This is a genomic window from Empedobacter sp. UBA6745 (assembly GCF_002453775.1).
Lineage (GTDB): Bacteria > Bacteroidota > Bacteroidia > Flavobacteriales > Weeksellaceae > Empedobacter > Empedobacter falsenii_C.
The window spans coordinates 1-14,228 of the sequence record NZ_DKHL01000019.1; the positions used below are offsets into that span (position 1 = coordinate 1).

The 14,228-nt window shown below is 31.3% G+C and carries 15 protein-coding genes; 7 read left to right on the forward strand and 8 right to left on the reverse strand.

Translation table 11 applies throughout. The annotated features are described in order from the left end of the window. Nucleotides 1–1,995 precede the first annotated feature (1,995 nt). From B4H69_RS06450 to B4H69_RS06460, 3 genes are all read left to right on the forward strand, one after another. Nucleotides 1,996–2,160: a hypothetical protein gene (locus tag B4H69_RS06450; RefSeq protein WP_180905165.1), complete on the forward strand. Its 165-nt coding sequence runs from the start codon at nt 1,996–1,998 to the stop codon at nt 2,158–2,160. Between the two features lie 96 nt (nt 2,161–2,256). Beyond that, on the forward strand, nt 2,257–3,039 hold the full coding sequence (locus tag B4H69_RS06455) for an RNA polymerase sigma factor (protein WP_180905164.1): 783 nt from the start codon (nt 2,257–2,259) through the stop codon (nt 3,037–3,039). 2 nt (nt 3,040–3,041) lie between these two features. Beyond that, nucleotides 3,042–4,139 carry a transposase gene (locus tag B4H69_RS06460; protein WP_180905163.1) on the forward strand — a complete coding sequence of 366 codons (1,098 nt, stop codon included), beginning with the start codon at nt 3,042–3,044 and terminating at the stop codon, nt 4,137–4,139. Between the two features lie 275 nt (nt 4,140–4,414). Here the strand turns inward: B4H69_RS06460 and B4H69_RS06465 are convergent, their stop codons facing one another. Beyond that, the gene (locus B4H69_RS06465) at nt 4,415–4,741 is read right to left on the reverse strand and encodes a Spy/CpxP family protein refolding chaperone (RefSeq protein WP_180905162.1); all 327 of its coding nucleotides are present in this window, start codon (nt 4,739–4,741) and stop codon (nt 4,415–4,417) included. Between the two features lie 237 nt (nt 4,742–4,978). On the opposite strand from B4H69_RS06465, the gene B4H69_RS06470 reads away from it, so the two are divergent. Continuing rightward, nucleotides 4,979–7,501, forward strand: a complete 2,523-nt coding sequence (locus tag B4H69_RS06470; protein ID WP_180905161.1) for an outer membrane beta-barrel family protein — start codon at nt 4,979–4,981, stop codon at nt 7,499–7,501. A 75-nt stretch (nt 7,502–7,576) separates the two neighbouring features. On the opposite strand, the gene mscL is transcribed toward B4H69_RS06470, so the two are convergent. From mscL to B4H69_RS06495, 5 genes are all read right to left on the reverse strand, one after another. Continuing rightward, nucleotides 7,577–7,960: a large conductance mechanosensitive channel protein MscL gene (gene mscL, locus B4H69_RS06475; RefSeq protein ID WP_180905160.1), complete on the reverse strand. Its 384-nt coding sequence runs from the start codon at nt 7,958–7,960 to the stop codon at nt 7,577–7,579. A 34-nt stretch (nt 7,961–7,994) separates the two neighbouring features. Then, nucleotides 7,995–8,888 (reverse strand): prolipoprotein diacylglyceryl transferase, encoded by an 894-nt coding sequence (lgt, locus tag B4H69_RS06480; RefSeq protein WP_291093212.1) that lies wholly within the window; start codon nt 8,886–8,888, stop codon nt 7,995–7,997. Then, a complete protein-coding gene (gene yidD, locus B4H69_RS06485) occupies nt 8,888–9,121 on the reverse strand; it encodes a membrane protein insertion efficiency factor YidD (protein WP_038332792.1) in 234 nt (77 codons plus the stop codon). Before yidD ends, lgt begins: the two co-directional genes overlap by 1 nt. Before the next feature lie 98 nt (nt 9,122–9,219). Next, nucleotides 9,220–9,726 carry a thioredoxin family protein gene (locus tag B4H69_RS06490; protein WP_180905158.1) on the reverse strand — a complete coding sequence of 169 codons (507 nt, stop codon included), beginning with the start codon at nt 9,724–9,726 and terminating at the stop codon, nt 9,220–9,222. Between the two features lie 58 nt (nt 9,727–9,784). Beyond that, nucleotides 9,785–10,186 carry a hypothetical protein gene (locus B4H69_RS06495; protein ID WP_125349651.1) on the reverse strand — a complete coding sequence of 134 codons (402 nt, stop codon included), beginning with the start codon at nt 10,184–10,186 and terminating at the stop codon, nt 9,785–9,787. A 116-nt stretch (nt 10,187–10,302) separates the two neighbouring features. Here B4H69_RS06495 and B4H69_RS06500 point away from each other — a divergent pair, with 116 nt between their 5' ends. The 3 genes from B4H69_RS06500 to B4H69_RS06510 all read left to right on the forward strand — a co-directional run bounded on the left by B4H69_RS06500 (nt 10,303) and on the right by B4H69_RS06510 (nt 12,583). Next, nucleotides 10,303–11,583: a replication-associated recombination protein A gene (locus B4H69_RS06500; protein WP_180906865.1), complete on the forward strand. Its 1,281-nt coding sequence runs from the start codon at nt 10,303–10,305 to the stop codon at nt 11,581–11,583. A 213-nt stretch (nt 11,584–11,796) separates the two neighbouring features. After that, nucleotides 11,797–12,219 (forward strand): type II 3-dehydroquinate dehydratase, encoded by a 423-nt coding sequence (locus B4H69_RS06505; RefSeq protein WP_125349650.1) that lies wholly within the window; start codon nt 11,797–11,799, stop codon nt 12,217–12,219. Between the two features lie 40 nt (nt 12,220–12,259). After that, complete coding sequence (locus tag B4H69_RS06510) at nt 12,260–12,583, forward strand: hypothetical protein (protein WP_180905157.1); 324 nt, start codon at nt 12,260–12,262, stop codon at nt 12,581–12,583. Between the two features lie 34 nt (nt 12,584–12,617). On the opposite strand, the gene yihA is transcribed toward B4H69_RS06510, so the two are convergent. Further along, nucleotides 12,618–13,250 (reverse strand): ribosome biogenesis GTP-binding protein YihA/YsxC, encoded by a 633-nt coding sequence (gene yihA / locus B4H69_RS06515; protein WP_084106860.1) that lies wholly within the window; start codon nt 13,248–13,250, stop codon nt 12,618–12,620. 2 nt (nt 13,251–13,252) lie between these two features. Beyond that, nucleotides 13,253–14,035, reverse strand: a complete 783-nt coding sequence (locus B4H69_RS06520; RefSeq protein ID WP_038332809.1) for an alpha/beta fold hydrolase — start codon at nt 14,033–14,035, stop codon at nt 13,253–13,255. Nucleotides 14,036–14,228 lie beyond the last annotated feature (193 nt).

Here is a 14,228-nt window from a genome sequence, read left to right on the forward strand (position 1 = left end):
ATAATTATATGTTCATTTTTACCTTGACGCAAAAACGAACCAAAAAAATCAAGACTGAGATTTTCGACGTTCAATTCCCATCTCACGCACTAAAAAGATTAAATGATTCGCATACGCTCACTAATCCTTTTTACGCTTGTTTCAATGAATTGCAGCTCGTCTGCAAACCGTATGTCAACTCTAAAATTCGTTATTAAAAGTGGATTTGAGTATTGAAAAGGATAAAAAATGGCATTAAAACTCTCACGTTAAGAAAATGGTTAAATGGAGCGTTAAAAAGATTTTAGCCCGTAGGGTTTGTAAAATCTTTAGTGGAGTGAAGACATTTTTAGTAGAGAGGTTTACAGCCAAGTCTTTTTTCGTTAGTTTTTTTGACGAAAAAAAGTGACATTAAAGAAAAGGAATACCTAAGCCATGCTATGGCTTCTCCTTTTAATTTCAAATGTTTTTTGGATGAGCAAAAAATGAAAATAAAGAACAAATTTGAAATAAAAAAACAAAAAACCCCTTTTCCCAAAACAAAGTTGGCGCGATGTACTGGAAAGGATGGCTTTTAAAACTAATGTTGAATTTAAAAACTATGTAAAATTATGAGAAAATTTTACTTCAAATTCAGTAGGCAATCTTATGTTATGCTACTGGGACTATTTTGTGCTATACCTTTATATGCACAAATAAAAACCATGACTGACATGGTAAAAGAAATTCGAATCTTAGTGATGGATATACTACTAGTAGGAAGGAGAAATAGTGAACAAAATTATTAAGCAATAAAGACTCACATTTAATTCCCCGAAGACAACTTATAAGAGAGTGAATGATCTTCATAAAAGTAGTGTTAATTTTTATTTCATTTATTAATGTAATTTTTAAAACTGTCTAAGGGGAATTGTGGGTTTATGCCTGGTTTCATAATGACAAAATCCGTTGTCAAAATCGAATTAGAATTTTAATTAGAAAACCACGTAAAACGTTAAGTGTACAAGGTAAAACTTGATAAAAAACATTGTGGTTAGATAAATTAAGTGTTAAAAAGAGTTAAAATCCTGTATCGTTGTATATCGAAAAAGACACTTTTCTGTATCGGTTGTGTATCCGCGCTGTATCCATTCTATATCCATTGTATATGCGTTCCGTATGGTTTGTTCGGTGTTCGTGTATCGGTGTTTAGTTTGTAAAAAGTACTATGTATTAAGTAAAAAGTACAGATTAGATGTTAGATATGAGAATTGAGATTTTATAATTGTAAGATGTCTTATGTATTTGAGGATGAGGCTCTGTGACGAACTAAGAATAACAACGAATTCGAATATTGAAAAAGGATTATAAAAATGTCATATGATTTGGAGGCGAGTGTCAAAAAGTTGAAGTCATGGTTAAAATGTTTTACTGTTTGCGTAGCAAATGATTTAAAACATTCAATGGCTGAAACTTATTTTGGCCGTCGAAAATCAAAGACAAGAGTTTTTTGATTACTTTTTTGCTCTCTTCCCTGAAAGGTATATGAATTCAATATTCATAAAATAATAAAGACCATGAATAAAAAAGTGATAGAAAGGATTTCACATTCATTTTTGTCTTGACACAAAAACGAACCAAAAAAGTCAAGTCTGTGCTTACAAGTCGGTCAATAATGGCTATTCGCTAAATGCTTTAAATCATTCGCATATAAAATGCGAACAGTAAATCATTTTTAACGCTCCTTACGCCGAATTGACACTCGACTTTTCAGCAATGACGGTTTTGGAATTCGTTCTTGAAAGAGATAACGAATTTGAATATTGAAAAAGGATGAATAAACTGGTATTAAAACTCTCACGTTAAGAAAATGGTTAAATGGAGCGTTAAAAAGGTTTTAGCCCGTAGGGTTTGTAAAATCTTTAGTGGAATGAGAACATTTTTAGTAGAGAGGTTTACAGCCAAGTCTTTTTTCGTTAGTTTTTTTGACTGTTCCCCGAAGGGCATATGAATACCAATAATTAAAATAGATGTTCAATGAATAAAAAAAGTGACATTAAAGAAAAGGAATACCTAAGCCATACTATGGCTTCTCTTTTTAATTTCAAATGTTTTTTGGATGAGCAAAAAAATGAAAATAAAGAAAAAACAAAAACAAAAACCCCTTTCCTAAAAACAAAGTTGGCGCGATGTACAGGGTAAGGAGTGACTTTTAAAACTAATGTTGAATTAAAAAACTATGAAAAAACGTATAACGTAATACGCATCACGTAAAACATAATTAAAACCACCTTTATTATGCTAGAAAAAGAATATGAATTATTGAAAAAAGGCGATCCAAAAGCTTTGGAGCAAATCTATTCACGACATAAAAGACTACTTTTTTGGATTGGTAAACAAATAATTACGGATGAATTTGTTGTAGAATGTTTGGTACAAGATGCTTTTCTTAGATTATGGGAATATCGAGATAACATAGAAAGACCTGAACATATCTTTTATTTCACGCGACTTGTATTGAAACACAGTTGTTATTCTCATTATAAGAGTTCTAAAAATATATTTTTTAGGTCGGTGCATTCATTAGATAGTTACGAGAATTATGATAGTTATTTGACTGGATACGATCCGTTAGAGGTTGCAGAAAACATAAAGGATAAAGTAATACATGACCAACATTATGAAGAAATTAGAAAAATATTACCCTTATTAAGTGGTGAAAGAAAACATTTGATTGAACTCTGCTTGAAATATGGATTCAGATACAAAGCGATTGCCAATGCAATGGGAAAAAGAGTTTCAGAAACGAGTAAGGAGATTAAAAGTGCAATAGAGGATCTTAAGAACCTTATAAATAGTCATGATGTATTAGTGTCTAAAAAGAAAATAGTTTCTAAGGAAAAGGAACAAAATCAAATGACCGAAAAACAATCGTTGATTTTAAAACTTCGATTCGAGAAGAAACAATCGTTTACAACCATTGCTCAGACATTAGAACTTTCTCAGAAAGAAGTGCACAATGAATTTGTAGTTGCTTATAAATTGTCTCAACAAAATAAGTTTACCCCCCTAAATAACTAAATATGGAAAATTCTACAGTTTTTTTAACACGTAAAATACAGCTAATTACTGATTTACCGACTCAAGAAGAACGAAAAGAAGTTTTGAGTACGCTTTATAAATGGCAAAATAGATGTTTTATAGCGGCTAATTTGATTGTTTCTCATTTGTATGTGCAAGAAATGGTGAAAGATTTTTTTTATTTCTCTGACGGAATCAAATATAAATTAGTAGACGAAAACAAAGATGAAGATGGTATACTCAAATGTTCACGGTCGACTACCATTTATCGTGTACTCTCAAAACGTTTTAAGGACGAAGTTCCAATGTATATATTGTCTAGTTTGATGAATACGTTATACCTATCCTTCAAGAAGGATTGTGTCAGGTATTGGAAAGGTGAACTTTCATTAAAAATTTTTAAACGAGATATAGCAATTCCTTTTAATATAGCGAGGATAAGTAAATTCTCGTATGATACAGATAAAAAATACATTTATTTTAAACTTTATAAAATACCTTTTAAAACGTATCTTGGAAGAGATTATATTGATAATTATAAGCTATTGGAGCAAATAGTAAGTAAAGAAATTAGAATTTGTAGATCGCATATTAAATTAGAAAAAAATAAAATATTTTGGGTATTCACTGTAGAAATTGAAAAAGAAAAAAATCAATTACAACCCGATATTATTGCAGAAGTTTCCTTGTCGTTGGAATATCCGTTGGTTGTAAAAATAGGGAGATCTCAACTTACCATTGGTAGCAAAGAAGAATTTTTGTACAGAAGATTAGCGATACAAGCTTCTCGTAAAAGAATACTAGAAGGAGTGCCTTATTGCAAAGGAGGGAAAGGAAAAGCAAGAAAATTAAAAATAGCAAAAAAATTACAAAATACAGAGAGTAAATATGTTCATCATCGGCTACATGTTTACAGTAGAATGTTAATTGATTTTTGCGTTGAAAAAAAAGCAGGAACGATAGTTATTCTAGATCAAGAAGAAAAAATAGAAATAGCCAAAGAAGAAAGATTTGTCTTAAGAAACTGGAGCTATTATGAGCTCATAAATAAAATAAAATATAAAGCTGATAAAGCAGGTATTGAGCTTGTAACAGCTTAAACCATAATTTCGGAGGGTGATTTGTACACCCATAGGGTGAGGTAATTGTTAACGCTCATCAAATGTGAATAACATATACAAAACGGGGGGATTTTTTAGATTTTATTGAAACTTGCTAGATACTCCCAACATAAAGGCAGGATAAAGGCAACATAATGGCAGTAGAATGTATGTAATTATTTTTCTAACTTAGAATTGTGATGGTAATACAGTTGCTTTATACAAAAGCATAAACGTATTAAGTTACAATAATTATTAAAATAAAAAAGGAGCTATTAATTAGCTCCTTTTTTATTTTGATGTTTTTTGGCGTGCAATTCTTTCAATGTTGCTTTTTGTTCTGGCGTAAAAACAGCATTGATTTCATTAAATTCTTTTTCACGAACTTCTTTCATTTTTCGTTTCAATTCAATTTTTTCGTCTTTGTAGCTGTCTTCAATTTGTTTGATTTTGATGACTTGAGCATCTGTCAAGTTCAAATCTTTTTTTAATTGTTGTAATTTCTGCTCTCTTGATCCTTCATTTCTGTCTTGCGCTGAAGCAGTTGTTAAAGTGAAAGCAATTAATCCTAATCCTACATATTTATAAAATGCTGTTCTCATAATTATCAACTTTTTTTGTTTTATTTATTCTTAAGACTTCAAAAAAATAAAAAGGTTTAAAATGATAAATGTTAAAATTTTTCGGTAATGATGAAATCTTTTAAAAGATGTAACATTTGAGACGAATTATCGACCAATATTTTTTGAAATTATTTTTGAAATCGATTAAACCTTTTCCAAAAAGGATTGTCAAACAAGTTGTAAAATTATAAAACTACAAAACGAAAAATTAAACAAATGAGGTTAAGAAGTTTATTTGCTTTGATTTTTATTTGTGTTTGTGCAGGATTGAATGCGCAAGAGCTTTTAAAAATTAAAGGGAAAGTCTTATCAAGTGAAAACAAGCCTGTAGAATATACTACAATATCGCTTGAAAGCTCGGAAGATGGAGTTGTGGCAGAAGCGGCAACGGATGCAAAAGGAGAATTTACAGTAGAAGCAAAGGCAGGACAATATGTTATTGTGATTGAGCCATTGGGATACGATGTAATAGAAAAACAAGTTAATTTAGAGTCTGCATTAGATCTAGGTACTTTTACTGTAAAAACAACGCAAACTGTATCATTGGGAGCAGCAGTTGTAACAGCGGAAAAACCAATTTATAAGGTAGAATTGGACAAGAAAGTATATGATATGGCGAATGATCCAATGTCGCAAGGTCAAACATTGTCTGATGCTTTAGCAAATGTACCATCGGTTTCTGTAGATGCACAAGGAAACGTTTCATTAAGAGGGAATGATAATGTAAAGTTTTTGATTGATGGAAAACCTTCGGGAATGTTAGGTGTTTCTGATGTAGCAGAAGCTTTAAAAAATATTCCGGCCGAAAATGTTGAGCGTATCGAATTGGTGACAAATCCTTCTGCACGTTACGAGGCTTCTGGTTCTGCAGGGATTATCAATATTGTTTTAAAGAAAGGTTCTAATACAGGTTTTAATGGTTCTGTAACGTTAAATGGAGGAATTCCTAAAATGGTTGGAGGAAACGTAAACTTGAACTACAAAACAAAAAAATATAACATCTATACTACTTTAGGTACACGTTATATGGATAGAGAAGGAGAAGGGAATGCTTTGACAACAAACTATCCGAATGGAATTATTTCTGATTATAGAAAAACAGATACGAACAACAATAGAATTCGTAGAAACTATAATGCACGTTTAGGAGGTGAATATTATTTAGATGATAAAAATACATTAGGAGCTTCTGCAGGATATCGTTACAATAATGGAAATAATATTAATGATGTTAGATACTATTATTATGATGCATTATGGAATCAAACAGATAAAACTGCTCGTATCGAAAATGAAAAAGAGTTAGAAAAAAGTTTTGATGCGGATTTTAACTACAAACACGCTTTTGATACAAAAGGACATGAGTTTACTTTTACAGGACGTTACTCGTACCAAAAAGAAGACGAAAATGGAATTATTCGTAATTTAAATGCAAGTGATGTATTGACAGGAAATGAAAGAACATATAGTTTAGAAACTCAAAATTCTGCAGTTTTTACAGCAGATTATGTTCGTCCAATTGGAGAAAAAGGGAAATTTGAACTAGGTGCACGTGTTGATTTAAGCGATACAAAAACAAATAGTGGAAATAATACAATTAATACGTACGGAACAGAAACTCCAAATAAAGCTTTCTTGGCTGATATTGACAATCAACAAAATGTTTACGCTGGATATGTGCAATATGGAAATGCAATTGGAGAAAAATTCCAATACTTTGCAGGTTTACGTGTAGAAAGTTCTGATATGGAAATTGCAAATCATTCAGAAGGAAATACAATCTCAAAAAAATATACAGATTTATTCCCAACATTAACATTGAATTATAAATTGACAGATAAAAATGAGATGCAATTAAGCTATTCTCGTCGTGTTCGTCGTCCAATGGGATTCATGTTGATGCCATATTTTTCTAGTGTAAATGCATTAGATGTTCGTCGTGGTAATCCAGATCTTAATCCAACATATACTAATTCATTTGAATTATCGTATATCGCAACAGTTGGTAAATTGATGGTGACACCAAGTTTATTCTACCAAAGAACAACTGATGTGATTAATGATTTCCAAACATATAATTATATAGAGTCAGGAAATCCTTTAAAACCATATAATCAAGCATTCGAAACAATGCCAGTTAATGCAGGAAATGAAGATCGTTATGGTTTAGATTTAACTGCTACTTATCGTCCTTTCAAATGGTGGAATTTAATGTTTAATGTCAACTTATTTGGATACAATAGAACAGGTTCTTACTCAGCAACAATTTCAGATTATTTAAATCCAGATACAGGAGTTACAGAGTCGAAAGAATTTACACAAAGTTTCAAAGGAGATGGATTTAGTTCTCGTGGACGTTTATCATCAAACTTTATTTTACCAGCTGATTTAAAATTACAAATCGCAGGTAATTATATGGGAGGAATGAAAACTGCTCAACAAAAAACAGAAGATAACTTATCAATGGATTTATCTTTATCAAAAGATTTATTGAAAAAGAGAGCTTCATTAACATTAAATATTCGTGATGTATTCAATTCTCGTAAAAGAGAGCAAACAACTTTCTACGAAGAATCAGAAAACTATCAAAGTATGCGTTGGATGAAACGCTCTATTAACCTTTCATTTACGTATCGTTTCAAAAATACAAACGAGAAAGAGCAACGTGGTAAACAACAACGTTCAAATGGAGAAGAAATGGGAGGTGGAGAAGAAATGCAAATGCAATCAGCTTCTTAGTAGTTTGAAAATAATCGATAAAAAAAGGATCGCAATTGCGATCCTTTTTTGTTTTATTAATTGTTCGAAAAATGATTATTTGTTTTTTAACAAATCACGAATTTCAGCCAATAATTCTTCTTGTGTTGGTCCTGCAGGTACTGGTTCTTCAGCAGGAGCTTCTTTTTTCAATTTGTTAATTCCTTTAATCATTACGAATAAAGCAAATGCAACAACTATAAAAGAAATAGCAGCAGCTAAAAAGCTACCATATTTAATTGCAGTCCCTGGTATTACTAATGCAGCTAAATTTTCAGCGTTAATAGCTTTCAAGGCTGGATTTAAAATGGCTGGCGTAATGATATCTTCAACTAAAGAAGTAACAATTTTACCAAAGGCACCACCGATAACTACACCGACAGCTAAATCTACTACGTTACCTTTTACTGCAAACTCTTTAAATTCTTTAAAAAATCCCATAAGTTTAAAATTTATTTCTAAGTTTATAATAATTCTAAGGTTGATTGGTATCTAATCTATTTTTAGAAGAGATAAATAAGTATAAACCGATTAACATAAAAGGAATACTTAAGATTTGACCATTGTTTAATCCTATATTCAACATTTGAGCAACAGCTTCTTCACCTTGATTTTCTTTATAGAACTCAACAACAAATCGTATTAAAAATAATAAAAATAAGAATACGCCTAACAAGGCTCCTAAATATTTTCTCTTGTCTGTTTTGTTGTACATATAAAGCATGATAATTCCTAAGATAACATACCCTATTGCTTCATAAATTTGAGCTGGATGACGAGGGATTACTTCTCCATATCCCAAACTTTGTTGATGAAATTTTACTGCCCAAGGTAATTCTGATGCCTTTCCTACAATTTCTGAGTTGTAAAAGTTTCCAATTCGAACCGCAGCTCCACCAAAAGGAACAACAACAGCAATACGGTCTAATAACCATAATACATTGCGATGCAAATATTTTCTACTAAATAAATAGGAAGTTAAAATTACACCCAATGCTGCTCCGTGACTTGCAAGTCCACTAAATCCTACAAATTCGTAATCTTGTAATAGACCAAAGAAAGCACTTTGTCCTGGTGAATGTTGTACAGGNNAGAAAACTTCGATTGGTCGTTCGATAAACGCTGCTGGATCATAAAAAATATATTCTCCAAGTCTTGCACCTACAATTGCTCCAATAAATGTGTAAAGGAATAAAGGATCAAGTAATTCTTTTTTCTGATTTTCTTTCTTGAAAATGTTCGACATCAAATACCAACCTACGACAAAGGCAACTATCCAACATAAACTGTAAATATGTACTTTGAATCCTGCTATTTCAAATAAATAAGGTTTTGGATCCCAATCGATAAACGAAATTAAGTTAATCATTAATTTTTCTTTTTAGGTACAGGGTCGTATCCATGTCCTCCCCAAGGATGACAGCGACCAATTCTTTTTGTTCCGAGCCACAAACCTTTCAGTAAACCATGTTCTTTTAACGCCTCTATCATGTAAGAAGAGCAAGTTGGTTGAAATCTACAATTACTTCCCATCCAAGGAGAAATTGCTAATTGATAAAATCTTACCAACAGAATAAATGGTGTAACCAAAATTTTGTTCATCTTGCAAAGTTAATCAATAACCGAAATAAAAAAGAATCAATCTAAAAAGTTTATGCTTTTGCAGATTGATTCTCTATACGATACGTGCTTAACGCAGATTATTTTTTAGTATAACTCGCTGGATCTAATGCTTTGTAAGACCAGTTTTGTAAAAATTCTAACACAACTTTCGGATCGTGTCCTTTCACTTCTTTGCTTTCAAGATAAGCCGAATTTTGTGTGTGAATTAAATTTCCTTTCTCATCTAAAATCACAAAAACAGGAAACCCAAAACGCTCTGGATGTTTCAATGCAGCTAACGTTTCTTCGTTTTTATTTTTTGGAGAATAATTTACATGAACTACTTCATAATTATTCGCGATATAGTCTTTTACTTCTTGATTTTCTTTCGTCAATTTATCAAACATCACACACCAAGCGCACCAGTTACCACCAATTTGCAATAAAACGTGTTTCTTTTCAGTAGAAGCTTTTTGCACCGCATTCGCAATATCTACTTTCGGATTTGCTTCTTCGCTATAAATTTTTGGTTTTTCTGTTTGTTGACCAAATGCAAAACTTAATGATAAAATCATTAAGCTAAAAAACATAGTTAATTTTTTCATTTCAAATTCTAAATATTAAGTCGAATTTACAATAAAAAATTATGCCGAAAACGTTTTTCTACGAATTAATAATCGTGTAGTATAAATTTAGTTTTTCTTGAACTGAATTTATTTCATTATTTTTTTCGTTTTGATTAAATTGATTAATCATATTGATAGAGAATTTAGATTCAAATTCTAAACGATCCAATTCAATTTCATAAAAATTAATTTGATGATGAATTTGCGTGAAATAATAATTCACCAATTCAACATACATCAATCTAAGTTCTTGATTAACTCTGATAAATTCGACAAATTCTTGCAATTCGACCAAAAACTCAATCATTTGTTTATTGATTTCTGATTGTTTATCTTTTAGTTCAATCTTTTTCAAATAATCAGTTGATAAAGCAATTTTATCACCCAAAAGTTGGTGCTTTCTTGTTAAAATTAAAGCACATTCTAACGCTTTCTTCATCATTTTAATTTTTATTCTAACACAAAGAAAATAAATCTAAATGCCAAAATATGTCGTCCAAAAAATCATTCATTTTGACAAAACATTCCCTAACTTTGAAATCTAAACAAGATTTTATGAATGCGCCTTTAGCTGAAAGAATGCGTCCAAAAACGCTTGAAGAATACATTAATCAAAAGCATTTGGTGGGCGAAAACGGACCAATAAAAATGATGTTGCAACATGATATGATTGCTTCGATGATTTTTTGGGGACCGCCAGGAACAGGAAAAACGACACTTGCACAATTAATTTCCGAATTGACTGATCGACCATTTTATACGTTGAGCGCCATAAATTCTGGTGTGAAAGAAGTGCGTGAAGTAATTGAAAAAGCAAAGAATCAAAATTTGTTTTCGGGAACGAAAAATCCGATTTTATTTATAGATGAAATTCATCGTTTCAATAAATCACAGCAAGACAGTTTGTTGGGAGCGGTAGAAACTGGTTTGGTGACTTTGATTGGAGCAACAACCGAAAATCCAAGTTTCGAAGTTGTTCCAGCTTTGCTTTCGCGTGCGCAAGTTTATGTGTTGAAACATCTCGAAAAAGAAGATTTAGTTGATTTAATCGAACGAGCTATAGAAAAAGATAAGGTTTTATCTAAATTAAATATTGAATTAGTTGAAACAAATGCATTATTAAGATATTCGGGTGGTGATGCAAGAAAACTGTTGAATGGTTTGGAGTTGGTGATTAATAGTTTTTCTCCAACAGATAAAATCATCATCAACGATGAAATTGTACATGAACGTATTCAGCAAAATTTAGCGCGTTATGATAAAACGGGTGAACAGCATTACGATATTATTTCCGCTTTTATCAAATCGATTCGTGGTTCAGATCCGAATGGAGCGGTTTATTGGTTGGCTCGAATGATTGAAGGTGGTGAAGATTTGAAATTTATTGCGCGACGAATGTTGATTTCGGCTTCTGAAGATGTGGGAAATGCAAATCCAACTGCAATGATTTTGGCGAATAATACATTTCAAGCTGTTTCGGTGATTGGTTATCCAGAATCTCGTATTTTATTGAGCCAATGTGCGGTTTATTTGGCGAATTCTCCAAAAAGTAATGCGACTTATTTAGCGATTGGTAAAGCGCAACAAATCGTTAAACAAACGGGCGATTTACCTGTTCCGTTGCATTTACGAAACGCACCAACTAAGTTGATGAAAGATTTGGATTATGGAAAAGAATATAAATATTCGCACGATTTTCCAGGAAATTTTGCTGAGCAAGAATTTTTACCAAATGAAATTTCGGGGACGACTTTTTATGAGCCAGGAAATAATAAGCGAGAGCAAGTGGATAAACAATCGCTCAATCAAAAGTGGAAGGGAAAGTATGGGTACTAAAATTAAAAATCCCAGTTAATCATTTGTTAACTGAGATTTTAAGGTTTGGTTGATTTTTTTGGTTTAGATTGGTTTATATGATAATAGGTTGGTAATTGTATATATACAAGGTTTGTGCCAAAACTTAATAAAAAGTAAAAAATTGATTAAAAAAAAGAAAAAATTAAACTTTTTCGATCTAAAAAAGAGATTTATATTTATAAAATAAAGAAAATGAAACAAATACAAATTATAAACGGACCTAATTTAAATTTACTTGGCGTTCGCGAACCAGAAATTTATGGAACACAAACTTTCGAAGATTTTTTTGAACATGAATTGAGAAAGCAATTTCCAGAAGTTTCGTTGCATTATTTTCAATCAAATCACGAAGGAGATATTATTGATAAGTTGCACGAAATAGGTTTTAAATATGACGGAATTATCTTAAATGCTGGTGCGTATACGCATTATTCGTATGCGATTGCAGATGCGATAAAAGCGATTACGACTAAAGTGATAGAAGTTCATATTTCGGATATTTATGCACGCGAAGATTTTAGAAAAAATAGTGTAACAGGTGAAAGTTGTTTAAAAATTATTTCAGGAAAAGGTTTACCAGGTTATGTTGAAGCTGTGAATGATTTTGTGAAATAATTAATAGTCATTATCTTAACAAGATTAAAATCTATTACCTATGAAGAAAATTATTTTAGGATTAATCTTTGGATTAACCATTGTTAGCTGTAATTCGAAAGCTGATAAACATAATGCAGAACAAAAAGCTCAAGCAATGACGGCTTGTGAACAAGCGGCAATAACACTAGGGATATCTGCGGCTAAAAAAGAACTGATTACAAAATATTGTGACTGTTCGACAGATAAAATGATGGATGAATTTACGTATACAGAAATGATGCAAATGAATAATCCAACACCTGAATTACAAGAACGATTAATGAAATTAATAGAACCTTGTATCAATGATTTGAAAACAAAATCTGCTGAATTAGGAGAGTAATAAACAAAAAAGTCGGAACATAGTTCCGACTTTTTTAATATTCTTTTTTGTATTGTTCTTTCTTAAACTCGTCTACAAGATGTTCGTTCAAACTATCAATGTAGCCTAAGATTTCTAATTTACCAATTTTACTCGAAGCCGAACTTGTAAATATTTTTGGTAATTCTTCCCAAGTTTTTAATAACTCGTTTTTGTAATGATTCAAGTTTTTTTGCATTTGTGTACTCGTTAGTTTATCTAATTTTGTAAATACAATCGCAAACGGAATTTGTTTGTTTCCTAACCATTCCATAAACTGTAAATCTATTTTTTGAGGCGTGTGTCGAGAATCAATCAATAAAAAAACATTTACTAAGTTTTTACGAAACTCAATGTAATCATAAATCATTTTATTGAAACCACCACGGACACCTTTTGGTGCTTTAGCAAAACCATAACCTGGTAAATCGGCTAAATACCAAGTATCATCCATTTCGAATGTATTAATCAATTGAGTTTTACCTGGTGTTGCAGAAGTTTTAGCTAATGCTTTTTTATCTGCTAACATATTGATTAATGACGATTTTCCAACATTAGAACGCCCAATAAATGCGTATTCTGGTTTGAAAGGATCTGGACAATCTGTATATTTTTGCGAACTTTTTACGAATTCAGCTTTTTTAATCATAATTATGCTTTAGTGGCTGGATCTAATTGTTTTTCGATTAGCCATTTGTATAAAATTTCGTTGAATAATTCAGGGTGTTCCATCATTGGAGCGTGCCCGCATTTATCAATCCAAAATAAAGAAGCGTCTGGTAATTCTTCTTCAAATTCTATTGCAACTTCTGGTGGAGTTACATTATCTTGTTTTCCCCAAATCAAACAAACAGGCATTTTGATGTCTTTTAAATCATCTTTCATGTTAGATTTGATTGCGTCTCTTGCGATATATAAAGTTTTGATAGCTTTATTTCTGTCATTTACAGTGTCAAAAACATCATCTACAATTTCTTTTGTCGCGATAGCAGGATCGTAAAAAACTTCGCGCGTTTTACGTTCTACATATTCGTAATTACCACGTTTTGGGTAAGTTTCTCCAAAAGATTTTTCGTACAAACCAGAACTTCCTGTTAAACAAAGTGCTTTTACATATTCCGGATGTCTGTGACAAACCATCAAACCAATATGTCCTCCTAAAGAATTTCCAACTAAAATAGCTGGTTCTTTAACGACTTCTTCAATAAAATTTGCAACATGTTTTGCAATATTTTTGATATTAGTATTGATGACAGATAAAGAATATAATGGCAATTCTGGTGCGAAAACCTTATATCCTCTTTGTGCATAATAATTTGTAAGTGAGCTGAAATTGCTAAGTTCACCCATTAATCCATGAAGCAAAACAATTGGTTGTCCCTCTCCTTCTTCTATGTAAGAGAACTTATCTTTTTTCTTTAAGCTAAAAAACATTTACTCGATATTAAGTCGACAAATTTAATTAATTATATTTTTTATTTCGTGGTTTATATGAAAAACTTTAACAATCCATATTAATCACTTATCAAAACAAGGTCTATATAAACATTATTTCTCATTTTATACATGGGGTTTGCGTTAGAAAAAACATAACTATCTGATACTAAATTTTAAATTGTTGATAACT